At 68.6% G+C, this 23,469-nt stretch carries 23 protein-coding genes; 14 read left to right on the top strand and 9 right to left on the bottom strand.

The features are described from left to right. The first annotated feature begins 3 nt into the window (after positions 1-3). The 10 genes from ACWGJP_RS00430 (at position 4) to ACWGJP_RS00475 (ending at position 9,533) form a co-directional block, all read left to right on the top strand. Positions 4-324: a PTS sugar transporter subunit IIB gene (locus ACWGJP_RS00430; RefSeq protein WP_452327774.1), complete on the top strand. Its 321-nt coding sequence runs from the start codon at positions 4-6 to the stop codon at positions 322-324. After that, entirely contained in the window at positions 321-596 is a 276-nt protein-coding gene (locus ACWGJP_RS00435; protein WP_452327775.1) for an HPr family phosphocarrier protein, read from the top strand. Before ACWGJP_RS00430 ends, ACWGJP_RS00435 begins: the two co-directional genes overlap by 4 nt. A 5-nt stretch (positions 597-601) precedes the next feature. Beyond that, positions 602-2,287, top strand: a complete 1,686-nt coding sequence (gene ptsP, locus ACWGJP_RS00440; protein ID WP_452327776.1) for a phosphoenolpyruvate--protein phosphotransferase — start codon at positions 602-604, stop codon at positions 2,285-2,287. Beyond that, positions 2,284-3,894 (top strand): PTS mannitol transporter subunit IICB, encoded by a 1,611-nt coding sequence (locus tag ACWGJP_RS00445; RefSeq protein WP_452327777.1) that lies wholly within the window; start codon positions 2,284-2,286, stop codon positions 3,892-3,894. Before ptsP ends, ACWGJP_RS00445 begins: the two co-directional genes overlap by 4 nt. Then, positions 3,894-4,328, top strand: a complete 435-nt coding sequence (locus ACWGJP_RS00450) for a PTS sugar transporter subunit IIA (RefSeq protein ID WP_452327778.1) — start codon at positions 3,894-3,896, stop codon at positions 4,326-4,328. Before ACWGJP_RS00445 ends, ACWGJP_RS00450 begins: the two co-directional genes overlap by 1 nt. Beyond that, positions 4,325-5,479: a mannitol-1-phosphate 5-dehydrogenase gene (locus ACWGJP_RS00455; protein ID WP_452327779.1), complete on the top strand. Its 1,155-nt coding sequence runs from the start codon at positions 4,325-4,327 to the stop codon at positions 5,477-5,479. The genes ACWGJP_RS00450 and ACWGJP_RS00455 overlap by 4 nt, the downstream gene beginning before the upstream one ends. Positions 5,480-5,545: 66 nt before the next feature. Continuing rightward, positions 5,546-6,838: a flavin-containing monooxygenase gene (locus ACWGJP_RS00460; protein WP_452327780.1), complete on the top strand. Its 1,293-nt coding sequence runs from the start codon at positions 5,546-5,548 to the stop codon at positions 6,836-6,838. Then, positions 6,835-7,785, top strand: a complete 951-nt coding sequence (locus ACWGJP_RS00465; RefSeq protein WP_452327781.1) for a bile acid:sodium symporter family protein — start codon at positions 6,835-6,837, stop codon at positions 7,783-7,785. Before ACWGJP_RS00460 ends, ACWGJP_RS00465 begins: the two co-directional genes overlap by 4 nt. Next, the gene (locus tag ACWGJP_RS00470) at positions 7,782-8,732 is read left to right on the top strand and encodes an SDR family oxidoreductase (RefSeq protein ID WP_452327782.1); all 951 of its coding nucleotides are present in this window, start codon (positions 7,782-7,784) and stop codon (positions 8,730-8,732) included. Before ACWGJP_RS00465 ends, ACWGJP_RS00470 begins: the two co-directional genes overlap by 4 nt. A 51-nt stretch (positions 8,733-8,783) precedes the next feature. After that, on the top strand, positions 8,784-9,533 hold the full coding sequence (locus tag ACWGJP_RS00475; protein WP_452327783.1) for an alpha/beta hydrolase: 750 nt from the start codon (positions 8,784-8,786) through the stop codon (positions 9,531-9,533). Here ACWGJP_RS00475 and ACWGJP_RS00480 read toward each other — a convergent pair. The 9 genes from ACWGJP_RS00480 to ACWGJP_RS00520 all read right to left on the bottom strand — a co-directional run bounded on the left by ACWGJP_RS00480 (position 9,530) and on the right by ACWGJP_RS00520 (position 19,790). Next, positions 9,530-10,387, bottom strand: coding sequence for a carbohydrate kinase family protein (locus tag ACWGJP_RS00480; protein ID WP_452327784.1), 858 nt, complete (start codon positions 10,385-10,387; stop codon positions 9,530-9,532). The two genes, ACWGJP_RS00475 and ACWGJP_RS00480, sit on opposite strands and share 4 nt — an antisense overlap. A 2-nt stretch (positions 10,388-10,389) precedes the next feature. After that, a complete protein-coding gene (locus ACWGJP_RS00485) occupies positions 10,390-11,505 on the bottom strand; it encodes an adenosine deaminase (RefSeq protein WP_452327785.1) in 1,116 nt (371 codons plus the stop codon). Positions 11,506-11,547: 42 nt separating this feature from the next. Further along, complete coding sequence (locus ACWGJP_RS00490) at positions 11,548-12,840, bottom strand: thymidine phosphorylase (RefSeq protein ID WP_452327786.1); 1,293 nt, start codon at positions 12,838-12,840, stop codon at positions 11,548-11,550. Next, complete coding sequence (locus tag ACWGJP_RS00495) at positions 12,837-13,256, bottom strand: cytidine deaminase (protein WP_452327787.1); 420 nt, start codon at positions 13,254-13,256, stop codon at positions 12,837-12,839. Before ACWGJP_RS00495 ends, ACWGJP_RS00490 begins: the two co-directional genes overlap by 4 nt. An 8-nt stretch (positions 13,257-13,264) precedes the next feature. Then, positions 13,265-14,545 (bottom strand): ABC transporter permease, encoded by a 1,281-nt coding sequence (locus ACWGJP_RS00500; RefSeq protein ID WP_452327788.1) that lies wholly within the window; start codon positions 14,543-14,545, stop codon positions 13,265-13,267. Then, entirely contained in the window at positions 14,542-15,807 is a 1,266-nt protein-coding gene (locus tag ACWGJP_RS00505) for an ABC transporter permease (protein WP_452327789.1), read from the bottom strand. The genes ACWGJP_RS00500 and ACWGJP_RS00505 overlap by 4 nt, the downstream gene beginning before the upstream one ends. After that, on the bottom strand, positions 15,804-17,339 hold the full coding sequence (locus ACWGJP_RS00510) for an ABC transporter ATP-binding protein (protein ID WP_452327790.1): 1,536 nt from the start codon (positions 17,337-17,339) through the stop codon (positions 15,804-15,806). Before ACWGJP_RS00510 ends, ACWGJP_RS00505 begins: the two co-directional genes overlap by 4 nt. A gap of 108 nt (positions 17,340-17,447) precedes the next feature. Then, positions 17,448-18,542 (bottom strand): BMP family lipoprotein, encoded by a 1,095-nt coding sequence (locus tag ACWGJP_RS00515; protein WP_452327791.1) that lies wholly within the window; start codon positions 18,540-18,542, stop codon positions 17,448-17,450. Positions 18,543-18,674: 132 nt separating this feature from the next. Continuing rightward, a complete protein-coding gene (locus ACWGJP_RS00520) occupies positions 18,675-19,790 on the bottom strand; it encodes a mannose-1-phosphate guanylyltransferase (RefSeq protein WP_452327792.1) in 1,116 nt (371 codons plus the stop codon). 150 nt (positions 19,791-19,940) lie between these two features. Here ACWGJP_RS00520 and sdhC point away from each other — a divergent pair, with 150 nt between their 5' ends. Genes sdhC through ACWGJP_RS00540 form a run of 4 tightly spaced genes read left to right on the top strand, consistent with a single transcriptional unit; the run spans position 19,941 to position 23,433 of the window. Then, the gene (sdhC, locus tag ACWGJP_RS00525) at positions 19,941-20,375 is read left to right on the top strand and encodes a succinate dehydrogenase, cytochrome b556 subunit (RefSeq protein ID WP_452327793.1); all 435 of its coding nucleotides are present in this window, start codon (positions 19,941-19,943) and stop codon (positions 20,373-20,375) included. Further along, positions 20,375-20,827 carry a succinate dehydrogenase hydrophobic membrane anchor subunit gene (locus ACWGJP_RS00530; RefSeq protein WP_452327794.1) on the top strand — a complete coding sequence of 151 codons (453 nt, stop codon included), beginning with the start codon at positions 20,375-20,377 and terminating at the stop codon, positions 20,825-20,827. Before sdhC ends, ACWGJP_RS00530 begins: the two co-directional genes overlap by 1 nt. A 16-nt stretch (positions 20,828-20,843) precedes the next feature. Beyond that, on the top strand, positions 20,844-22,664 hold the full coding sequence (gene sdhA, locus ACWGJP_RS00535) for a succinate dehydrogenase flavoprotein subunit (RefSeq protein WP_452327795.1): 1,821 nt from the start codon (positions 20,844-20,846) through the stop codon (positions 22,662-22,664). A gap of 1 nt (position 22,665) precedes the next feature. Further along, the gene (locus ACWGJP_RS00540) at positions 22,666-23,433 is read left to right on the top strand and encodes a succinate dehydrogenase iron-sulfur subunit (RefSeq protein ID WP_452327796.1); all 768 of its coding nucleotides are present in this window, start codon (positions 22,666-22,668) and stop codon (positions 23,431-23,433) included. Positions 23,434-23,469: the final 36 nt, after the last annotated feature.

A 23,469-nucleotide genomic window follows, 5' to 3' on the forward strand; every position in this document is an offset into this window, starting at 1 on the left:
TCGATGAGGATCCTCGTGGTGTGCGGCGCCGGCGCGTCGAGCACGTTCGTCGCGCAGCGCCTGCGCCGCGCGGCCATGGCCGCGGGCCTCGACTGGGATGCCGTCGCCGGCACCGAGCAGACGGTCGCCACGCAGCAGGTCGACCTGATCATGGTCGGACCGCATTTGGCGGACCGGCTCGATGGCATCCGTCGCGCCGCGGGCGTCCTCACGATCCCCCTGCCCACCGACATCTTCACCGATCGCGAGGGCGACCGCGCGCTCGCGCTCGCGATCGGTGCGCTGTCCCCCTCCGATCCGCTCTCCGAGAAAGGCACATCATGACCGCAGTGACCCGTACCGTCCGCATCGGATCCTCGCACGGGCTGCACGCCCGCCCCGCGAAGCTGTTCGCCCAGGCGGCGAAGGAAGCCGGCATCCCCGTGACCATCGCGAAGGATGCCGGAAAGCCCGTCAACGCCGCCAGCATCCTCGGCGTCATCGCGCTCGGCGTCGAGCACGGCGACTACGTGACGCTCACCGCGGAGGGCGACGGCGCCGAGAACACCCTCGACACGCTGTCCGAGCTGCTCACGACCGACCACGACGAGCAGTGACCGAGATGAGCATCCTGCGCGGAGTCGGCATCGGCCGGGACATCGCCCAGGGCCCTGTGATCCGGATGGCCGAGGCGCTGCCCGCGCCGTCGGACTCCCCCAGTGCGCTCGGCGCCGATGCCGAGCGTGGCAGGGTGCGCGAGGCGATCGGCATCGTCGCCGCGGAGCTGACAGCCCGCGGCGAGAAGGCGGGCGGAGCGGCGCAGGAGGTTCTCGAGGCCCAGGCCATGATCGCCGAGGATCCGACGCTGCTCGACGAGGTCGACACCAGGATCGACGGCGGCGCCACCGCCGAGTGGAGCGTCCACGACGCCTTCGCCGGTTTCAAGGCGACGCTGGAGGCCGTCGGCGGTTACCTCGGCGAGCGCGCTGCCGATCTCGACGACATCGCCCAGCGCGTCCTCGCGCGTCTGCGCGGCGTCGCTGCCCCTGGGGTGCCGGAACCCGGGCATCCCTTCGTCCTGGTGGCGCGCGACCTCGCTCCTGCCGACACCGCCCTGCTGGATCTGGATCAGGTCAGGGCGCTGATCACGATCGACGGTGGCCCGACGTCGCATACCGCGATCCTCGCGCGGGAGAAGGGCATCGTCGCGATCGTGGGGGCCGCGGAGGCGGCCGCTCTCGTCGACGGCGAGAGCGTGATCGTCGATGCCGCCGCGGGCACGATCACCCGCGATCCGAGCGCCGACGAGTTGGATCGTGCCGCTCAGCGTGCCGCCGACCGTCAGAGTGCGCACGCGCTCCCCCCTTCTCCCGGCGCCCTCGCCGACGGAACACCGATCGCTCTGCTGGCGAATCTGGGGAAGCCCGCAGACGCAGCCGATGCCGTCACGCGGGGAGCCGAGGGCGTCGGGCTCTTCCGCACCGAGTTCCTGTTCCTCTCGGCATCCCAGGCCCCGACCGTTGCCCAGCAGCGTGAGGCGTATCAGCAGCTCCTCTCCGCCTTCGGCGGCAAGAAGGTGGTGGTGCGGATGCTCGACGCCGGCGCAGACAAGCCGCTGGCGTTCCTGAACGACGCGCACGAGGAGAACCCGGCCCTCGGCCTGCGGGGGCTGCGGGCGCTGCGCGCGAGCGAGGACATCCTCCGCGAGCAGCTCACGGCGCTCGCCGAGGCGGATGCCGCGACCGATGCCGACCTCTGGGTGATGGCGCCGATGGTGGCCACCGTCGAGGAGACGAAGTACTTCACCGACCTCGCTCGCGAGTACGGTCTGAAGACGGCGGGGGTGATGGTGGAGGTCCCCTCCAGCGCACTGCTCGCCGACCGGGTGTTCCGGTATGCCGACTTCGCCTCGATCGGCACGAACGACCTCACCCAGTACACGATGGCAGCGGATCGGCTGCTCGGCTCGGTCGCCGGCTTCCAGGACCCGTGGCACCCCGCCGTGCTCCGCCTCGTCGCCGAAGTGGGCAGCGCCGGAGCCGCAGCAGGGAAGCCGGTCGGCATCTGCGGCGAGGCGGCCGCCGACCCGCTGCTCGCCGTGGTGCTTGTCGGCCTCGGAGCCACGAGCCTCTCGATGGCGCCTGCAGCACTCGCCGATGTCAGGCAGGCGCTCTCCAAGCAGACCCTCGAGGCGGCCCGCCGCCTCGCCGAGATCGCGCTGGCGGCGGATGACGCCGCCGGCGCACGCACCGCCGTGGCCGATGCCGTCGCGGCATCGACCCCTCACCAGAAAGAGACGACATCATGACGACGACGTCACCCACCGCCGCACCAGGCGCCCTCAGAGTGGGCGTGCAACGCCTCGGCACCTTCCTCTCCGGCATGATCATGCCCAACATCGCCGCGTTCATCGCGTGGGGCTTCATCACGATGCTCTTCATCCCCGCCGGCTTCTTCGGCGCGAAGAGCCCGTTCAACTGGCACTGGTATCCGGTCGCCGAGATCATCGGCGGCGGAGGGGACGCCGACGCGATCGGCTGGCCTGGTGCGCTGACCGCGCTCACCCAGGGCGACGAGGGCACCTACCAGGGGTACGTGGGCCTCGTGGGGGCGATGGTCACGTACCTGCTGCCGCTGCTGATCGCGAACACGGCCGGCCGTCTCGTCTACGCCGAGCGCGGTGGCGTCGTCGCGACGATCGCGACGATGGGCGTCATCGTCGGCACCGACATCCCGATGTTCCTCGGTGCGATGATCATGGGGCCGCTCGCCGCCTGGATCACCAAGCAGATGGACCGCCTCTGGGACGGGAAGATCCGCCCCGGGTTCGAGATGCTCGTGAACAACTTCTCCGCGGGCATTCTGGGAATGCTCCTGGCCATCGCAGGCTTCTTCGCCTTCGGACCGGTCATGCTGGGGATCAGCACCGTGCTGGGGGCCGCTGTCGACTGGCTCGTCTCGCTGCAACTGCTGCCCATCGTCTCCATCATCGTGGAGCCCGCCAAGGTCCTCTTCCTGAACAACGCGATCAACCACGGCGTGTTCACCCCGCTCGGCATCGAGCAGGCGACGGAGACGGGCAAGTCCATCCTGTTCCTCATCGAGGCGAACCCCGGCCCCGGCGTCGGGCTGCTCCTCGCGTTCACGTTCTTCGGCGTCGGTGCGGCCAAGGCCTCCGCGCCTGGTGCGGCGATCATCCAGTTCTTCGGCGGCATCCACGAGATCTACTTCCCCTACGCGCTCAGCAAGCCGAGCACGATCCTCGCCCTCATCGCCGGAGGCGCCTCCGGTGTGGCGACGAACATGCTGCTCGGCGGCGGCCTCGGGTTCCCGGCTGCACCAGGCAGCATCATCGCGGTGACGGCTGCCGCTGTCGGCCCCGGAGTCGGCAACCTGCTGGTCGTCTATCTCTCGGTCGTCATCGCCGCCGCCGTGACCTTCCTCATCACCGCCGTCATCCTCCGCGCTTCCCGCAAGCGCGACCTCGAGGCCGAATCGGACTCGTTCGGCGCGGCCATCGCGCAGACCGCGGCGAACAAGGGCAAGGAATCCGCGCATCTCTCCGGCCTGGCGGCCTCCGCCGCCGCTGCTTCGGGGGCCGCATCCGTGGCCACCGACCGCCGCATCGCGAACATCGTCTTCGCCTGCGACGCCGGGATGGGCTCCTCCGCCATGGGCGCGAGCGTGCTGCGCAACAAGTTCAAGAAGGCCGGGGTCGAGGGCGTCACGGTCACCAACCAGGCCATCGCGAACCTGGACGGCACGGCCGATCTCGTCATCACCCAGCAGCAGCTCACCGACCGCGCCAAGGCGCAGTCGCCGAACTCGATCCATGTCTCGGTGGACAACTTCATGAACTCGCCGAAGTACGACGAGGTCGTGCAGACAGTCGCCGACCAGCGAAAGGAATCATGATGGGCGTTCTCACCCTCGGCCAGGTCCGCATCCACGCAGGCGCCGCCACGCGGGAACAGGCTCTGCAGGAGGCGACCGACATCCTCGTCGCCGCCGGGGCCGTGACCCCCGCGTACGTGGACGCCATGCGTCAGCGCGAGGAGACCGTGTCCACCTACATGGGCAACTCGCTCGCCATCCCGCACGGCACGAACGATGCGAAGGACGCCATCCTCGCCTCGGCGCTCTCGGTTGTGCGCTACGACGGCGGCGTCGACTGGGCAGGCGACCCGGTGAGCTTCGTGATCGGCATCGCCGGGGTCGGCGACGAGCACCTGGAGATCCTCTCCCGCATCGCGATCCTGTTCTCCGACGAGGACGACGTCGCGAAGCTCGCCGCAGCGCAGACGCCGGACGAGCTGTTCGCACTGCTCTCGGAGGTGAACGAAGGATGAAGGCCGTCCACTTCGGCGCCGGCAACATCGGGCGAGGCTTCGTGGGGCTGCTGCTGCACGAGGGCGGCTACGAGGTCGTGTTCTCCGACGTCGCCGACGCCCTGGTGGACGCCCTCGACGCGGCATCCGAGTACACCGTCCACGAGGCGGGCCCCGGCGGCGTCGACCACGTCGTCACCGGTTTCAGGGCCGTGAACAGCCGGGTCGATCCCGATGCGGTGATCGCGGAGGTGGCGACGGCCGATGTCGTCACCTGCGCGGTCGGCCCGACGGTGCTGCGCTTCATCGCACCGGTGATCGCCGCCGGCCTCGCCGAGCGATCACCGGATGCCGCGCCGCTGGCGGTGATGGCCTGCGAGAACGCGATCGGCGCGACCGACCAGCTCCGCGCCGAGATCGAGCGCATCGCCGGAGCCGACGCGGATGCCGTCACCGCACGCGCCCGCTTCGCCAACACGGCCGTGGATCGCATCGTGCCGGCCCAGCCGGAGGGTTCAGGGATCGACGTCACCGTCGAGCCCTATTTCGAGTGGGCGATCGAGCGGCCGCCCTTCGGCGAGGATGTGCCGCACATCCCGGGTGCGCACTTCGTGGACGATCTCGCCCCGTACATCGAGCGCAAGCTCTTCACCGTCAACACCGGCCACGCCGCGACGGCGTATCTCGGCGCCGCCGCAGGTCACGAGCGGATCTCCGACGCCCTCGCAGACCCCACGGTCGCCGCGTCGGTCGGCGCTGCGCTGGAGGAGACCTCGGCGATGCTGAGCGCCGTGCACGGCCTGGACCCCGCCGAGCTCGCGGCGTACCGCGCCACCATCCTGGAGCGCTTCCGCAATCCCGAGCTCGTCGACACGGTCCAGCGCGTCGGTCGGCAGCCGCTGCGCAAGCTCTCCCGACACGAGCGCTTCGTCGGCCCGGCCGCGGAAGCCGCAGAGCGCGGCCTGCCCACCGCCGCGCTGGTCACGGCGATGTCCGCGGCGCTGGCCTTCGACGATCCGGCGGACGAGCAGTCGGTCGAGCTGCAGAGCCGGCTGAGGTCCGAGGAACCGGATGCCTTCACAGCATCCGTCACGGGGCTCGAGCCGACGCATCCGCTGTTCACCGCCGTGCGCGACGCCGTCGAGGCTCGGAGGCGGATGCTGCTCGGCTGAGCGCACCTGTGCGGCTACGATCGGTGCGGGGGCACACATCGAGCACACCGTCGTGCGGGGAGCAGTATGAAGAAGTACGCCGTGATCGGCGCGGGACCATCCGGGCTGGCGGCCGCCAGGGCGCTGCAGAAGCAGGGCATCGACGTCGTCGGCTACGAGGCCTCGCACGGCGTCGGCGGCCTCTGGGACATCACCAATCCGCGCAGCACGATGTACGAGTCCGCGCACCTCATCTCCTCGCGGACGACGACGCAGTTCGCCGAGTTCCCGATGGACTCCGACGCCGACTATCCGAGCCATCGGGTGCTGAGGGAGTATTTCCAGGCGTTCGCCGAGCACTTCGGCCTGATCGGGCTGTTCCGATTCGAGACCAGGGTCACGCGCCTCGAACCCGAGGACGGCGGGTGGCGGCTCATCGCACAGACGGCGGACGAGGAGATCAGCGCCTTCTACGACGGCGTCGTCCTCGCCAACGGCACCCTCGCGGAGCCGCACGTGCCGGCTTTCCCCGGTGAGTTCGACGGCGAGGTGATGCACACCAGCGTCTACAAGGACGCACGGATGCTCGAAGGGAAGCGCGTGCTCATCATCGGCGCGGGCAACTCGGGCTGCGACATCGCCGTGGACGCCGTGCATCACGCGGCCTCCGTCGACATGAGCGTCCGGCGCGGGTACTACTTCGTGCCCCGGTACCTCTTCGGACGCCCCAGCGACACGCTCAACCAGGGGCGTCCGCTCCCCGCCCGCGTGAAGCAGGCCATCGACAGCCGCGTCCTGCGGCTCTTCACCGGCGACCCGGTGCGCTTCGGCTTCCCGAAGCCCGACTACCGCATCTATGAATCGCACCCGATCGTCAACACCATGGTGCTGAACCACCTCGGCCAGGGAGACCTGCGGGTCCGCGCGGACGTCTCGCGGTTCGACGGACGCACGGTGCGATTCGCAGACGGCACCGATGGCGAGTACGACCTCGTCCTGCTCGCCACCGGCTACACCCTCGACTACCCCTTCGTCGACAGGGAGCACCTGTCGTGGCGGGGAGCTGCACCACGGCTGTTCCTGAACATGTTCCCCGCCGCCTTCAACGGCCTCTACGTGATGGGGATGATCGAGGCCTCGGGGATCGGCTGGCAGGGCCGCTACGAGCAGGCCGAGCTCCTGGCGAGCTACCTGGCCGCCGTCGAGCGCGCTCCGCACCGCGCGGCACGGTTCCGCGAGCGCGTGTCGCGCGCGCCGTGGCCCGACCTCACCGGCGGCTACCGCTACCTGGGCCTTGACCGGATGTCCTACTACGTGAACAAGGACGCCTACCGCGGGGCGCTGCGCGATGAACGACGCGGTCTGGAGGCGACGGCATGAACGTCGACGACGTCGTCCTGAGCTTCACCCCCGGCACGCTCACCATCCTCAACGTCGTGCTCGGCCTCATCATGCTCGGCATCGCCCTCGACACCGCGCCCAGCGACTTCCGCATCGTGGCGAAGCATCCCAAGCCCTTCGTCATCGCGATCCTCGCCCAGCTGCTCCTCCTGCCCGTGGTCACCTTCGCGCTGACGCTCGTCCTGCCGGTGACGCCCTCCATGGCGCTCGGCATGATCCTGGTGGCGTGCTGCCCGCCGGGCAACATCTCGCAGGTGCTCACGCACCGCTCCGGGGGCAACGTCGCCCTCTCCGTCTCGCTGACCGCGGTGGGCAACCTCCTCTACATCGTCGCTATGCCGCTGAGCATCGCCTTCTGGGGATCGCTGCATCCGACCGCGCGCACCCTCCTGGAGGAGGTCGCCCTCGACCCGGGGAAGATGCTGCTGGAGATCGTCCTCATCATCGGTCTGCCCTTCGCCGTGGGACTTCTCGTCCGGGCGAGGCTCCCCCGCGTGGCCGCCGCAGCGCAGCCGTATGTGAAGTGGTTCAGCCTCATCGCCCTCGTCGGCTTCATCCTCGCCGCCCTCATCGGCAACTGGGCGGTGTTCGTCTCGGTGCTCGGCATCGTCGTGCTCGTGGTGACGCTGCACGATGCGACGGCGCTCGCGCTGGGCTACGGCACGGCGGTGCTCGGAGGTCTCGGCACCAGGGAGCGCAAGGCGATGACGTTCGAGGTCGGCATCCGCAACGCAGGACTGGGCCTCGGCATCGTGTTCACCTTCTTCGGCGGCCTCGGCGGCATGGCGATCGTCGCGGGCTGGTGGGGCATCTGGGACATCGTGGCCGGTCTCGTCGTCGCCGGCCTCTGGGCGCGGCACACCAGAAGGCGCACGGGGTCGCCCTCGGGCGACGCGACGGCGCGGGCCGCGGCGGAGGCGTCATGACACGCATCCTGATCACCGGCGGTGCCGGATTCCTCGGCTCGCATGTCGCCGCTGCCCTCTCCCGTCGCGCAGACGTCGACCTCGTCGTCGCGGCCGACCTGCGCCCGGTGAGCATCGACGGCGTCGTCTTCGCGCGACTCGACATCACCGAGGAGGCGTCGATCGCACCTATCCTGCGTGAGCACCGGATAGACACCGTCGTGCATCTCGCCGCCATCGTGAACCCCGGTCATGATGTCGAGCAGGAGTACCGGGTGGACGTCACGGGCACGGCGAACGTGCTGAGGGCGTGCGTGGATGCCGGAGTGACGAGGATCGTCGTCTCCAGCTCCGGTGCGGCGTACGGCTACCACGCGGACAACCCGGAGTGGATCGACGAAACGCAGCCGCTGCGGGGCAACGATGCCTTCGGCTATGCGCGTCACAAGCGACTCGTCGAGGAGATGCTCGCCCAATATCGGACCGCGCACCCGGCACTCGAGCAGGTGGTCCTGCGCATCGGAACGATCCTCGGACCCGACGTGCGCAATCAGATCACCGCGCTCTGGGACGGTCGGCGGATCCTGCGCATCGCCGGGTCCGACTCCCCGTTCGTCTTCGTGTGGGTGGACGACGTGGCCGCCGTCATGGTGCGCGCGGCGACCGACGGTCCCGCCGGCATCTACAACGTCGCCGGATCCGGTCGGATGACGGTCGCCGAGATCGCCGCACGGCTCGGCAAGCCGCAGCTCGTGCTGCCCGCCTGGGCCCTCACAGCCGCTTTGGCGATCGGACGAGCGCTCCGGCTGACGCCGCACGGCCCCGAGAAGGTTCCCTTCCTGAGGTACCGTCCAGTCCTCGACAACCGTCGTCTGATCGATGAGTTCGGCTGCATGCCGTCGATGACGACGGCCGAGGCGTTCGAGGCGTATCTGCGGACCCATCCGCAGGTCGTCGCCGCGCCATGACGTGGCCCGATCGACGGCATCCGTTCAGGAGCCGTCGATTAGCCTGAGCGAGTGCAGAAGAAGCGTGGACGCCGCGTCGTCGGCTGGGTCCTGGGCGCCATCGGCGCCATCATCGTGCTCGCCGTCGGCGGCATCCTGATCTGGAGCCAGGTCGGCGTCATGGCGGCGGAGCCGGAGCCGCTCGCCACCGTGCAGGACAACGCCCAGATCTCGATCGCGGATGCCGATCAGGGGATCGTCCTCTCCCCTGCCGACGGCGAGTCCGAGGTGGGACTCGTCTTCGTGCCGGGGGCGAAAGTGGACCCCTGGGCGTATGCCGCGATCCTGCAGGAGGTCGTCGCCGAAGACGACGTCACCGTCGTGATCACACGTCCCTGGTTGAACCTGGCCTTCTTCGATCTGCGCGGCCTCGACGCCTTCACCTCTGCGGCGCCCGACATCGACACCTGGATCGTGGGTGGCCACTCGCTCGGCGGTGTGCGGGCCTGCCAGCTCGCCGCCGACGCCGACGCCCTGCTGCTCTTCGGCTCGTACTGCTCCGGCGACGTCTCGGATTCGGGCCTGGCCGTGCTCAGCATCTCGGGATCGGAAGACGGACTGTCCACTCCGGCGAAGATCGACGCGGCACGGCACCTGCTTCCGGACGATGCGGAGCTCGTCGAGATCGACGGCGCCTCGCACGCATCCTTCGGAGATTACGGCCCTCAGGCCGGAGACGGCACCCCCTCGATCTCCGACGAGGAGATGCACGCCCAGGTCGCGGAGCTGCTGAACGGCTTCGTCGCAGACCTCGCCGGCTAGGCGAGCGGGAGCACGGCGTCCAGCAGCGGATGCAGGTGGCGCGTACCGAGCGCGGCCGATGCGGATCTCGCGCCTGCCTCGAGCGCCCGAGGAACGTCCATGCCGGAGAGCCGTGCATCGAGGACTCCGGCGAGGAAGGCGTCTCCCGCTCCGTTCGTGTCGACGACGTCGACGGGAACGGCGGCCACCCGGTGCTCGGCGCCGTCCGCATCGATGGCGACGGCGCCGTCTGCGCCCAGGGTGCACACCGCCAGGCGAGCCCCGGCATCGATGCACGCTCGCAGGAAGACCACGGGATCATCCAGGCGATCGGCGTTACAGAAGACCGCATCGGCGGCGTCGAGGAATGGCCGATGGAACGGCGCCGAACCGTCGTAGTCGTGCACATCCACCCAGATCGGCACACCGGTCGCCGCGGCGAGCGGAAGCAGCCGCAGCGACTCCGCGGCGAGATCCAGCACAAGGGCGTCGGCCGCGCTCATCGCGATCAGAAGCTCGTCGTCATCGCGCGCGTCGGCAGCATCCGGCGCGGAGAGGTACAGGGAGACCCGCTCCCCCGATGCCGTCATGAGGTTGAGATGGCGCTCGGTGACGGAGCTCTCCGACCAGCGCGCCTGCACGCCTGCCTCGGCGAGCACCCGGCGCACGCGAAGCCCGTCCTCGTCCTCCGCGCTCCTCGCGTACAGGATCGCGTCCCGACCGAGCCCGGTCAGGCTGAGCGCCTTTCCCGCGCTCGTCCCGCCCACCGTCGACCAGGAGGCCTGTGCGAACTGCATGTGCGGCACCGGCTCAGGGAGCCGGTCGAGCAGCACGATGCTGTTCCAGGATGCGGGGCCCGCGATGAAGACCCCCACGCTCAGTCCTCGAAGCCCTCGGCGATCATCTCCACGAGCTCCTCGCGCTCCTCGACAGGGAGGAAGGATGCCGCGGCCGCGTTGAACTGGAAGGTCTCCAGGTCGTCCAGGTCGTAGCCGAAGGCATCCACGAGAAGTGCGAGCTCGCGCGTCAGCGATGTGCGGCTCATCGTGCGGTTGTCGACGTTCACCGTGACCGCGAAGCCGAGCTGGTAGAGCAGATCGAACGGGTGGTCGGCGATCTCCTCGCCCCACGCGGCGATCGCGCCGGTCTGCAGGTTGGACGACGGGGACAGCTCGAGGGGGATCTCACGATCGCGCACCCAGCGGGCCAGCTCGCCGAACTGCACCTGGACCTCGTCGCCTTCGCGGCTGACGACCTGGAGGTCGCTCGCGATGCGGACGCCGTGCCCGAGGCGGAGCGCGCGGCCGTCGATGAGCGCGGAGCGGATGGAGGCCAGCCCCGCTGCCTCGCCCGCGTGGACGGTGACCGGGAAGAAGCTCTCCGCCAGGAAGTCGAAGGCCTCACGGTGCAGGGACGCGGGGAAGCCCTCCTCGGGGCCCGCCACATCGAAGCCGACGACGCCGCGTCCGCGGAAGTCGACCGCGAGTTCGGCGATCTCCCTCGCCCTGCCCGTGTGACTCATCGCGCTCAGCAACTGGCCGACACGGATGCTGCGCCCCGAGCGGTCGGCGGCGTCCTCACCCTCCTCGATGCCCTGCTGGACGGCGTCGACGGCTTCGGCGAGGCTCAGCCCGGCGGTCAGGTGCTGCTCCGGCGCCCAGCGCACCTCGCCGTAGATCACGCCGTCCTCGGCCAAGTCCTCGACGAACTCCTTCGCGACCCTCGTGAGCTGCTCGGCGGTCTGCATGACGCCGAGAGTCACGTCGAAGGTCTTCAGGTACTCGACGAGCGATCCGGAGTCGCTCTGCTTCTGGAACCAGTCGCCCAGCCGGCGCGGGTCGGACTCCGGCAGGGCGAGGCCCGCGGCATCCGCCAGCTCGACGATGGTCGAAGGGCGCACGGCGCCGTCGAGATGATCGTGCAGCGACACCTTCGGGAGGCTCCGGATGGAGACGCCCTGGACGGCGGCGTCGTCGGTCGGTTCGATCGACATGGGGACCTCTCGGGATCAGGGGGCGAGGGAGCGACTCACAGCCTACGCGGTGATGCGCTCGCGGACGAGGCTACCCCGCTCCGGGGCGACGTCGCCGATCTCCCACGAGCCCTCGAGCGCCTGCACCGCGCGAGGGAACCGCGCCGCATCATCGGCCGACAGCGTGAACAGCGCCTGACCGGCCGTCACCCGATCGCCCGGCTTCGTGTGCAGATCGATGCCGGCCGCATGGATGACGGGATCCTCGGCCCGCGCCCGGCCAGCACCGAGACGCCAGGCCGCGATGCCGAAGGGCAGGGCGTCCATCCGCGTGACCACGCCGTCGGCCGGAGCCGTGATGACGTGGGTCTCCTTCGCCGTCGGGAGCGCGGCGTCGGGATCGCCGTCCTGCGCGCGGATCATCGCCTTCCAGGCGTCCATCGCGCGTCCGTCGTCAAGGGCGTGCTCGACATCGGCATCCGGCTGTCCAGCCAGGGCGAGCATCTCCCTGGCCAGGGCCACGGTCAGCTCGCGCACGTCGGCGGGGCCGCCTCCGGCGAGCACCTCCACCGACTCCCGCACCTCGTTCGCGTTCCCGATGGCGAGTCCAAGGGGCACGTTCATGTCCGTGAGCAGCGCCGTGGTCGCGACGCCAGAATCCGTACCGAGTGCGACCATGGTCCTTGCCAGTTCACGCGCACGATCGATGTCCTGCATGAACGCACCGGAGCCGAACTTCACGTCCAGCACGAGCGCGTCGGTTCCCTCGGCGATCTTCTTCGACATGATGCTGGAGGCGATCAGCGGGATCGCCTCCACGGTACCGGTGACGTCGCGGAGCGCGTAGAGCTTCTTGTCCGCGGGAGCGAGTCCGGAGCCGGCGGCGCAGATGACAGCACCGACGTCGGACTGCATCTGGGCGAACATCTCCTCGTTGCTGAGCGCCGCGCGCCAGCCGGGGATGGACTCGAGCTTGTCCAGCGTGCCACCGGTGTGCCCGAGGCCGCGCCCTGAGAGCTGCGGCACCGCGACGCCGAACACGGCGACGAGCGGGGCGAGCGGAAGCGTGATCTTGTCGCCGACGCCACCCGTGGAGTGCTTGTCGACCGTCTTCTTGCCGAGCGAGGCGAAGCTCATCCGCTCCCCCGACGCGATCATCGCGTCCGTGAGCACCCTGATCTCGTCGCGCTCCATGCCGCGCTGGAAGACGGCCATCGCGAACGACGCCATCTGCGCATCGGAGACGTAGCCGCGGGTGTATGCATCGACCATCCACCGCAGCGCCTGCTCGGGAACGGCTCTGCCGTCGCGCTTGGCGCGGATGACGTCCACCGCATCGAAGGGCTCGACCCTCATCGTCCGTCTCCCCTCGGTTCCTGAGCCTGTCGAAGGGCACTCGGCCCGAACGCATCGGGCAGCACTTCGTCGATCGTGCGGATGCCGGAGACCGTCTCCAGCAGCATCCCCGGCATCGCGTGCTCGAAGAGCAGCTGACGGCACCGGCCGCACGGCATGATCGTCTCGCCGTCGTTGTTCACGCACACGAACGCGACGAGCCGGCCGCCTCCGGACATGTGCAGATCGCCCACCAGAGCGCACTCCGCGCACAGCGTGACCCCGTAGGAGGCGTTCTCGACGTTGCAGCCCGCGACGAGCCGCCCGTCCGACACGAGGGCGGCGGCCCCCACCCGGTAGCGGGAGTACGGCGCGTACGCCTTCGTCATGGCGTCGGTCGCGACCGCGCGCAACTCGTCCCAATCGATGTCTGTCATGAGAGTCCTCAGCTCTTGATGTACGGCTCGCCGGACGCCGCAGGCGGACGCGAGCGCCCGACGAGACCGGCGACGGCGAAGATCGTCACGACGTACGGCAGCATGAGCATGAACTGGCTGGGCACGGGAGATCCGATCACGCTCAGCACGCCCTGCAGGTTGGAGGCGAAGCCGAACAGCAGCGCCGCGAGGGTGGCCTTGATGGGATCCCACTTGCCGAAGATCACGGCTGCGAGGGCGATGAAGCCCGCCCCGGCCGTCATCTCCCTGCCGAACTGCGGGTTGGTGACGAGCGTGTAGAACGCACCGCCCATGCCCGCGATGGCACCGGCGAGCATGACGTTCCAGTATCGGGTGGCCGCGACCTTGATACCGACGGTGTCGGCGGCCTGCGGGTGCTCGCCGACCGCCCTGAGCCGGAGGCCCCAGCGGGTGCGGTACAGGCCGTACCAGACGAGGAACACCGTCACGTACATGAGGTACACGATGATCGTCTGGCGGAACAGCACGGGGCCGAGGACAGGGATCTCGCTCAGCACCGGGATCGGCAGCACCCGGAACAGCTCGGGAGAGTTCAGCTCCGCCGCGTTGGGGTTGAGCACCTGCCGGTAGAGGAACGTGGTCAGGCCCGCGACGAGCACGTTGAGCACGACGCCGACGATCACCTGGTTGACGTAGTAGGTGATCGCGAAGACCGCGAGCACCAGCGCGACGAGCACACCGGCGACCATGGCGGCCACGAGGCCAGCCCAGGCGCTGCCCGTCGCCGAGCTGACCAGAGCCGCCAGGAACGCCCCGGCGAGCAGCTGGGCCTCGATCGCAATGTTCACGACACCGACGCGCTCGCCGATCACACCGCCCAGCGCACCGAAGATGAGCGGGGTCGCCAGCGCAAGCGCGCCGCCGAGAAGGCCGATCATCGGCAGCGTTCCGCCGGCGGACGCCCAGGCGAGGAAGCCGACCATCAGCACGACGACGTAGACGACGGTGACCCAGAGCGGGAGCCTGCGGCCCGCACGAGCCCTCAGCACCGCGAGCACCGCGAGCACGGCCATCACGACCACGGCGCACCACGCGGTGGCGTTGGCGGGGAGGATCAGGTCGGGGAGCGGGATCGCCGCGTCGCCGGAGGCGACCAGGCGGAACGTGCTGGCGCCCTCTCGCGGCGCCAGCAGCGGGAGCAGGGCGAAGAGCACCGTGACGACGCCGAAGATGATCGGCGCCTTCCAGGACGTGATGGCGACGTGACGCTGCTCGTCGCTGACGACGGTTTCTGCGGTGATGGTCATGCGGACACCTCCTCGACGATCTGAGCGGGGCTCTTGCGCTTCTTCTTGGGCTTCTTGCGGGCGCCGGGCTGCGGGAGCCCGAAGATCGCGCGCACCAGCGGCGGTGCCGCGATGAACAGCACGATGAGCGACTGCACGACGAGCACGATCTCGATCGGCACGTTCTCGGAGGCCTGCATGTTGAACCCGCCGGCCTTGAAGGCGCCGAAGAGGATTCCGGCGCCGAGAATGCCCAGCGGCGTCGACCGGCCGAGCAGGGCGACCGTGATCGCGTCGAAGCCGATTCCGGCGTCGATGTTGTCGCCGAAGCCGCTGGTCACGGTGCCGAGCATCTGGCTGACACCCGCGATGCCGACCAGCGCTCCTGCGATGAGCATCACGAGGAAGTACATCTTGCCGACGCCGATGCCGGCGACCTTCGCCGCAGCGGGGTTCTCCCCCACCGCGCGGAAGCGGAATCCGAGGCTGGACCGCTCCAGGAGCCACCAGGTGAAGGCGACCCCGATGAGCGCCAGGATGAAGCCGGCGTGCAGGTTGTACTGCGGCCCGAGGATGCCGGGGAGGATGGCCGAATCCGGCATCGCGGCCGTCTTCGGGTTGCTCGATCCAGGCGCCTGCAGGATCCCCGGCGTCGCCAGCATCCATGCGAGCAGGTAGAACGCGATGTGATTGAGCATGATCGTGACGATCACCTCGTGCGCGCCGGTGCGGGCCTTCAGCAGGCCGGCGATGCCCGCCCAGATCGCGGCCGCGACCATACCGGCGACGATCGCGGCGAGCATGTGCAGCGGCCATGGCATGCTCAGCTTCGTCGCGACGGCACCGGCCGCGGCGGCTGCCATCAGCATCTGCCCCTGACCGCCGATGTTGAACAGCCCGGCGCGGAACGCGAGGCCGACGCCGAGGCCGGCCGCGATGAGCGGGGTGGCGAACTTCAGGGTCTCGGTGAGCGGCTTGATGCCCGCGGCGAACCCGTCGACGCGGAAGTTGTAGATCGCCCCCTGGAAGAGGGCGACGTAGGCGCCGGCGATCGCGTCCCAGACCGCGGCCAGCATGTCACCGGGTCGCGCGAAGAAGTACCCCGCGGTGCGCTGCACCTCAGGATCGGTGAAGGCGATCATGATGGAGCCGGCGATGAGGGCCAGGATCACGGAGAGCACGGAGATGAGGCCGTTGCCCATCACCACCCGTCGCCAGGCGTCGTGCCAGCGGGAGGGCTGTGCAGAGAGGTCCGCTGCGGTCTGCTGGGGGGTCGCGCTCATGCCGTGGCCTCCTCAGCCGGGGTGCTCTGGTCGGTCTCGGCCATGCCGGCCATCATCAGACCGAGTCGCTCGCGCGGGGTGTCCCCCGGAACGATGCCGACGACCTTTCCGCGGTACATGACCATGATGCGATCGGCCAGGGCTGCCGCCTCGTCGAGCTCGGTGGAGATCACGATGACGGGGATGCCCGAGTCGCGCGTCGCGATGATGCGGGTGTGGATGAACTCGATCGATCCCACGTCGACGCCGCGCGTCGGCTGGGCGGCGACGAACAGGGTGAGCTCGCGGCTGAGCTCCCTGGCCAGCACGATCTTCTGCTGGTTGCCGCCGGACAGCCGGCCCGCTGCCTGCGTCGGGCCCTGGGTGCGGATGTCGAACTCGGCGATCTTCTCCCTGGCGAAGGCGTCGAGCGCCTGCAGGCGCAGCGTTCCCGCCGTGACGAAGGGACGGCCGACGGACCGGTCGAGGATGAGGTTCTCGGCGATCGAGAACTCCTTGATGAGCCCGTCGACGCTGCGGTCCTCGGGGACGAACCCGACACCGTCGTCGAGGATCTCTCTGACGGAGCGCCCGACGAGCTCCTGCCCGTTCAGGTTCACGCTGCCCGTGACACGGGGCTGAAGACCGACGATGGCCTCGGTGAGCTCGGTCTGGCCGTTGCCCTGCACGCCGACGATCGCCAGGACCTCTCCGCCGCGCACCGAGAACGACACATCATCGACGAGCACGGTGCCGAAGGGGTCGGTGACGGTGAGGTCGTGCACGATGAGCGACTCGGCCCCGAGTGTGGGGGCATCCTTGTGCACGGTCAGCTCGACGGCGCGGCCGACCATGAGCGACGCCAGCTCCGCGTTGGATGCCGTGGGCGACGCCTCCCCGACGACCTTGCCGAGCCGGATGACGGTGATGCGATCCGCCACCTCGCGGACCTCACGGAGCTTGTGGGTGATGAAGACGATGGACGTGCCCGCGCTCTTGAGCTGGCGCATGGTCGCCATCAGCTCGTCCGTCTCCTGCGGGGTGAGCACGGCGGTCGGCTCGTCGAAGACGAGCACCTTCGCGTCACGGGAGAGGGCCTTGATGATCTCCACGCGCTGCTGCACACCGACGGGGAGGTCCTCGACGACGGCATCCGGATCGACGTCGAAGCCGAAACGGTCGGAGATCTCCCGCACCATCCGCCGTGCGGCCGGCAGATCGAGGCGTCCGCCGAAGGAGGTCTTCTCGTGACCGAGCATGACGTTCTCGGCCACGGTGAAGACGGGGATGAGCATGAAATGCTGGTGCACCATGCCGATGCCGGCGGCCATCGCATCGCCGGGGCCCGCGAAGCTCTGCTCCACGTCGTCGAGGAGGATCTCTCCCTCATCGGCCTGGTAGAGCCCGTAGAGGACGTTCATGAGCGTCGACTTGCCGGCGCCGTTCTCGCCGAGGAGGCAGTGGATCTCCCCCGGCTCGATCGTCAGATCTATATGATCGTTGGCCGTCAGTGCGCCGAACCTCTTCGTTATGCCGCGCAGTTCGAGCTTCATGTGTCAGATCCTATTCAGACAGTGCTTGTGGCAGGAAGAACAGAGCGTGAGACAGAAAGAGAAGAGGAGGCCGGCGGGATGCCGGCCTCCCCTTCATGCCTTCCTCGATCAGTCGAGGTAGGAGGTGACGGTGACGTCACCCGAGATGATCTGCTCCTTGAGCGCCTCGACCTCGTCCTGCAGGGCCGCGTCGACCTTGTCGGCGAAGTTGTGCAGCTCGGCGATGCCGACGCCCTCGTTCTCCAGCGTGCCGATGTAGGCCTCGGCGTCGAACGCGTCGTCCGCGCTCGACATGACGGCTTCGTACACGGAGAGCTTCATGTCCTTGAGGACCGACGTGAGCACGTAGTCCTCGGTCGTCGGGTCGGTGACGAAGAGGTCTGCGTCCGCACCGATGAGGGCGATGTCGCGACCGGACTCCTTGATCGCCTGCAGCGCCGACTGGTAGATCGGGCCGCCGACGGGGAAGATCACGTCGACGCCCTGGTCGATGATGTTCTGCGCGACGGTCTTGGCCTCGGGGCCGGCCTCGAAGCCGCCGGTGAACGACCCGGTCGAGCCGTCCCAGCCGACGACGGAGACGGAGGTGCCGTTCTGCTCGTTGTAGTAGTTGACGCCCTGGTAGAAGCCGTCCATGAAGATCGTCACGGTCGGGTACTCGGCGCCGCCGAAGGTGCCGACCTTGCCGGCCTCGGAGTAGCCGGCCGACAGGTAGCCAGCGAGGAATGCGGCCTCTGCCGTGTTGTACAGCAGCGGCTTGACGTTCTCGGCATCCTTCTCGCCGTCGAAGTCGTTGTCCGCGGCGTCGTCGACGAGGATGTAGTCGATGCCCTCGTTGGCGGTCGCCGACTCGACGGTGGCCGCGGAAAGCGCGAAGCCGACCGAGACGATGGCGTTGCAGCCCTGTGAGACGAGGCTCTCCAGGTTCGGCGCGAAGTCGGTCTCGGCGTTGGACTCGACGTTCTTGTACTCGACGCCGATCTCGTCGGCGGCCTGGACGACGCCCTCGAAGGAGAGCTGGTTGAACGACTTGTCATCGAAGCCGCCCGCGTCGGAGACGATGCAGGGCAGGAAGTCGATGGTCTCGCCGGAGCCTGCGCCCTCGGACTCCTCGGGAGCGGCTCCACAGCCGGCCAGAGCAACGGCGACGCCGGTCGCCACGAGCGCGGCCAGAGCGCCGCGCTTTCGAGTGGAAATGGTCACGTAAGCCTCCACGGACTACTGGACCGCGCCGATCGCAGGTCCCCGAAGGATAAGTTACCCACTGTTACGCGGACCAGCGGAACGGTTGCGGTTAATGGTTACAAACCCGCAATAGATCCGACATCATCCCGTTCAGAGCACATCTCCGCGTCCGCTCAGCTTGAGCGATTCCACGACCCCCTTGACCCGCTGGGCGTGCTCGGTCGTCGTCACGAGCAGCGCATCCGGGGTGTCGACGACGACGATGTCCTGCACGCCGATGAGGCTGATCACTCGGGTCGTCTGGCTGACGAGGATCCCCGTCGCGGCATCCGAGAGCACACGGGCCTTGGGGCCGAGCACCGCGAGGTCGTTCTTGCGTCCGCCGGAGATGAGTTTGGTGAGGGAGGCGAAGTCCCCGACATCGTCCCAGTCGAAGTGACCGGGGATCACGGCGAGGCGGCCCTTCTCTGCGGCGGGCTCGGCGACGGCGTAGTCGATGGCGATCTTCTTCAGGCGCGGCCAGATCCGATCGACGGCCGGGCCCCGGCGCTCGCGGTCGTCCCAGGCGGCGGCGAGCTCGACGAGCCCGGCATGCAGCTCCGGTTCGTTCGCCGCGAGCTCGTCCAGCAGCACCGAGGCCTTGGCGATGAACATCCCCGCGTTCCACAGGTACGTGCGGTCGGCGTAGTAGCGCTTGGCGGTCTCCAGGTCCGGCTTCTCGACGAAGCTCTCCACCGTCGCGGCCTCGGGAGCGCCGTCGACGATCAGCTCGCCGCCCTTGCGGATGTATCCGAAGCCGACGGACGGCTCAGAGGGCTCGATCCCGATCGTGCAGATGTATCCCTCTCTGGCGACGGCCACGGCCTGCTGCACGGCGAACTCGAAGAGCCGCGTGCCGCGGATGACGTGGTCCGCGGCGAACGATCCGATGATCACATCGGGGTCGCGGTGGTGCAGGATCGCGGCGGCGAGACCGATGGCCGCCGCGGACTCCCGCGGCTCGGACTCGAGGAACACGTTGAGGTCGGGGATGCCAGGAAGCTCCCCCTCCACGGCAGCGCGGTGCGCGCGGCCGGTCACGACGGCGATCCGACCGGCGCCGGCGAGGGGTTCCAAGCGATCCCAGGTGTCGCGGAGGAGGGAGTTTCCGGAGCCCGTCAGGTCGTGCAGGAATTTCGGCGCATCCGCCCTGGAGAGCGGCCAGAGACGGCTTCCGATGCCTCCTGCGGGAATCACGGCGTAGAAGTCGTCGAGCGGGGCGGTCATGCTCTCAGACTATCGGCAGCGAGAAATCTCGACATCGAGACACTTAGGCCTGCCTTCATGGTTCCCAGCGAACGAACAGGAATAGGATGGGGCACGTTCGGGCGCGCCTGGCGGCGTGCTGCCGAGACGATTCGATCAGGGAGGACGACCGTGTCCGCAGGCACTCGCTTGACACCGACGATCACCGAGACGACATCCAGGACTCCACGAGGAACGCTCTACCGCGGTCGCGAGGGGATGTGGTCCTGGGTGCTGCACCGGATCACCGGTATCGCGATCTTCTTCTTCCTCCTCGTGCACGTGCTCGACACGGCGCTGATCAGGGTGTCCCCCGAGGCGTACGACGCCGTGATCGGGACGTACAAGAACCCGGTGATGGCGTTCGGCGAGGTCGTGCTCGTCGCGGGCATCGCGTTCCACGCGCTCAACGGCCTGCGCATCATCCTCGTGGACCTGTGGCGCAACGGCGCGCGATACCAGCGTCAGATGTTCTGGATCGTCATCGGCCTGTGGGCAGTGCTGATGGCAGGGTTCGTGCCGCGCCACCTCGCCCTCGCGTTCGCCGGCTTCGGAGGAGGACACTGATGAGCACGCAGACCGTCGCCGCGCCGTCGCGCCGCGCACGCCGCTTCAACATCGAGAAGTGGGGCTGGATCTTCATGAGGGCCTCCGGGGTCCTGCTGGTGATCCTGATCTTCGGCCACCTGTTCGTGAACCTCATGCTCGGCGAGGGCATCCACGCGCTCGACTTCGCCTTCATCGCCGGCAAGTTCGCCGATCCGTGGTGGCAGTGGTGGGATGTCGCGATGCTCTGGCTCGCCCTCATCCACGGCGCGAACGGCATGCGGACGATCGTCAACGACTACGTCACCAATGAGAAGACCCGCAAGGCGCTCATCTGGGCCCTTGGCCTCGCGGCCGGGCTGCTCATCGTCCTCGGCACGCTGGTGGTCTTCACCTTCGACCCCTGCCTCGGCGTCACCGAGGACAGCAGCCTGTGGGACATGTGCGTCGCCAACGGCAGCGTCGGGAACTGAGAAGAGAGCAACGAGAGTGACTACCCAGGATTCCGTCGTCCGTGACGGCGTGCACTACCACGAGTTCGACATCGTCATCGTCGGCGCCGGCGGCGCGGGGATGCGTGCAGCCATCGAAGCAGGCCCCGGCGCCCGCACGGCTGTGATCACCAAGCTGTACCCGACCCGCTCCCACACCGGCGCGGCGCAGGGCGGCATGGCCGCCGCCCTCGCGAACGTCGAGGAGGACAGCTGGGAGTGGCACACGTTCGACACGATCAAGGGCGGCGACTACCTCGTCGACCAGGACGCCGCCGAGATCCTCGCCAAGGAGGCGATCGACGCCGTCATCGACCTCGAGAACATGGGGCTGCCCTTCAACCGCACCCCGGACGGCAAGATCGACCAGCGCCGCTTCGGCGGCCACACCGCCGAGCACGGCAAGGCGCCCGTTCGCCGCGCCTGCTATGCCGCGGACCGCACCGGCCACATGATCCTGCAGACGCTGTTCCAGAACTGCGTCAAGCTCGGCATCAACTTCTTCAACGAGTTCTACGCGCTCGACCTCATCACGGTGAAGGATGCCGAGGGCAAGACCCAGATCGCGGGCGTCGTCGCCTACGAACTGGCCACCGGCGATCTGCACGTCTTCCACTCGAAGTCGGTCATCTTCGCCACGGGCGGCTTCGGCAAGATCTTCAAGACCACCTCGAACGCGCACACCCTCACCGGCGACGGTGTCGGCATCGTGTGGCGCAAGGGGCTCCCCCTCGAGGACGTGGAGTTCTTCCAGTTCCACCCGACCGGCCTCGCAGGCCTCGGCATCCTCCTCACCGAGGGCGCTCGCGGCGAGGGCGCGATCCTGCGCAATGCATCCGGCGAGCGCTTCATGGAGCGCTACGCCCCCACGATCAAGGACCTCGCGCCTCGCGACATCGTCGCCCGCTGCATGGTCCAGGAGGTCCGCGAGGGCCGCGGCGCAGGCCCGCACAAGGACTACGTCCTGCTGGACTGCACTCACCTGGGCGCCGAGGTCCTCGAGACGAAGCTCCCTGACATCACCGAGTTCGCCCGCACCTACCTCGGCATCGACCCCGTGGTCGAGCCCGTCCCCGTCATGCCGACCGCGCACTACGCGATGGGCGGCATCCCGACCAACAACGCCGGTGAGGTCCTCGCGGACAACGACACCGTGGTGCCAGGCCTCTACGCGGCAGGCGAGTGCGCCTGCGTCTCCGTGCACGGCGCGAACCGCCTTGGCACCAACTCGCTGCTGGACATCAACGTCTTCGGCAAGCGCGCAGGGCGCAACGCCGTCGAGTACGTCAAGACGGCCGAGTTCGTCCCGCTGCCCGAGGATCCAGCCGCCGGTGTGCGCGAGCTCATCGAAGGCATCCGCAACTCCTCCGGCACGGAGCGGATCGCGAACATCCGCAAGAAGCTCCAGGACGAGATGGACGACAAGGCGCAGGTGTTCCGCACCGAGGAGTCGCTGACGAACGTCCTCGGCACGATCGCAGAGCTGCGCGAGCGCTTCAAGAACATCTACGTCGACGACAAGGGCAAGCGGTACAACACCGACCTTCTCGAGGCGGTCGAGCTGGGCTTCCTCCTCGACATCGCCGAGATCGTCGCCTACGCCGCGCGCAACCGGCGCGAGAGCCGCGGAGGCCACATGCGCGAGGACTTCCAGTCGCGCGACGACGAGAACTTCATGCAGCACACGATGGCCTACCTCACCGGCGACCCGCACTCCGCGACGCCGGAGGATCACATCAAGCTGGATTGGAAGCCGGTCGTGTTCACGAAGAACGACCAGGGCGAGTTCAACTACCCGCCGATGGAGAGGAAGTACTGACATGTCGACCGCACTCGAATCGGCGCCCGCCGACACCGCAGCGGAGGCGCCCGTCCAGTCCTTCCTGGTGACCTTCATCATCCGCCGCTTCGATCCCGAAGTGGATGCGGAGCCGCACTGGGTCGACTACGACGTCGAGCTGTACTCGACGGACCGCGTCCTCGACGCCCTGCACAAGATCAAGTGGGAGGTCGACGGCTCGCTGTCGTTCCGCCGCTCCTGCGCACACGGCATCTGCGGATCCGACGCCATGCGCATCAACGGGCGCAACCGCCTGGCGTGCAAGACGCTGATCAAGGATCTGGACATCTCCAAGCCGATCTACGTCGAGGCCATCAAGGGCCTGCCGCTGGAGAAGGACCTCATCGTCGACATGGAGCCGTTCTTCGCCTCCTACCGCGAGGTCCAGCCCTTCCTCGTCGCCACCTCCACGCCGGAGAAGGGCAAGGAGCGCGTGCAGTCGATCGCGGACCGCGCGATCTTCGACGACACCACCAAGTGCATCCTCTGCGCGGCGTGCACCTCGTCGTGCCCGGTCTTCTGGACGGACGGACAGTACTTCGGGCCCGCGGCGATCGTGAACGCGCACCGCTTCATCTTCGACTCCCGTGACGACAACGCCGGCGTTCGCCTGGACATCCTCAACGACAAGGAGGGCGTCTGGCGGTGCCGGACGACCTTCAACTGCTCCGAGGCCTGCCCTCGTGGCATCGAGGTCACCAAGGCGATCGCGGAGGTCAAGCAGGCTGTCCTGCGCGGCCGCCCCTGACCGCCTCCCGCTCATCGGACACGCCTCCGCCCTTGG

This window comes from Microbacterium sp. NPDC055903 (assembly GCF_053615555.1).

Bases quoted from the DNA above. Each gene is read 5' to 3' on its own strand.
- ACWGJP_RS00460 (WP_452327780.1), top strand. From the start codon at position 5,546: ATGAAGAAGTACGCCGTGATCGGCGCGGGACCATCCGGGCTGGCGGCC.
- ACWGJP_RS00450 (WP_452327778.1), top strand. From the start codon at position 3,894: ATGGGCGTTCTCACCCTCGGCCAGGTCCGCATCCACGCAGGCGCCGCC.
- ACWGJP_RS00540 (WP_452327796.1), top strand. From the start codon at position 22,666: ATGTCGACCGCACTCGAATCGGCGCCCGCCGACACCGCAGCGGAGGCG.
- ACWGJP_RS00495 (WP_452327787.1), bottom strand. From the start codon at position 13,256: ATGACAGACATCGATTGGGACGAGTTGCGCGCGGTCGCGACCGACGCC.
- ACWGJP_RS00510 (WP_452327790.1), bottom strand. From the start codon at position 17,339: ATGAAGCTCGAACTGCGCGGCATAACGAAGAGGTTCGGCGCACTGACG.
- ptsP (WP_452327776.1), top strand. From the start codon at position 602: ATGAGCATCCTGCGCGGAGTCGGCATCGGCCGGGACATCGCCCAGGGC.
- ACWGJP_RS00530 (WP_452327794.1), top strand. From the start codon at position 20,375: ATGAGCACGCAGACCGTCGCCGCGCCGTCGCGCCGCGCACGCCGCTTC.
- ACWGJP_RS00520 (WP_452327792.1), bottom strand. From the start codon at position 19,790: ATGACCGCCCCGCTCGACGACTTCTACGCCGTGATTCCCGCAGGAGGC.
- ACWGJP_RS00485 (WP_452327785.1), bottom strand. From the start codon at position 11,505: ATGTCGATCGAACCGACCGACGACGCCGCCGTCCAGGGCGTCTCCATC.
- ACWGJP_RS00500 (WP_452327788.1), bottom strand. From the start codon at position 14,545: ATGACCATCACCGCAGAAACCGTCGTCAGCGACGAGCAGCGTCACGTC.
- ACWGJP_RS00505 (WP_452327789.1), bottom strand. From the start codon at position 15,807: ATGAGCGCGACCCCCCAGCAGACCGCAGCGGACCTCTCTGCACAGCCC.
- ACWGJP_RS00490 (WP_452327786.1), bottom strand. From the start codon at position 12,840: ATGAGGGTCGAGCCCTTCGATGCGGTGGACGTCATCCGCGCCAAGCGC.
- ACWGJP_RS00465 (WP_452327781.1), top strand. From the start codon at position 6,835: ATGAACGTCGACGACGTCGTCCTGAGCTTCACCCCCGGCACGCTCACC.
- ACWGJP_RS00445 (WP_452327777.1), top strand. From the start codon at position 2,284: ATGACGACGACGTCACCCACCGCCGCACCAGGCGCCCTCAGAGTGGGC.
- ACWGJP_RS00455 (WP_452327779.1), top strand. From the start codon at position 4,325: ATGAAGGCCGTCCACTTCGGCGCCGGCAACATCGGGCGAGGCTTCGTG.
- ACWGJP_RS00430 (WP_452327774.1), top strand. From the start codon at position 4: ATGAGGATCCTCGTGGTGTGCGGCGCCGGCGCGTCGAGCACGTTCGTC.
- ACWGJP_RS00470 (WP_452327782.1), top strand. From the start codon at position 7,782: ATGACACGCATCCTGATCACCGGCGGTGCCGGATTCCTCGGCTCGCAT.
- ACWGJP_RS00435 (WP_452327775.1), top strand. From the start codon at position 321: ATGACCGCAGTGACCCGTACCGTCCGCATCGGATCCTCGCACGGGCTG.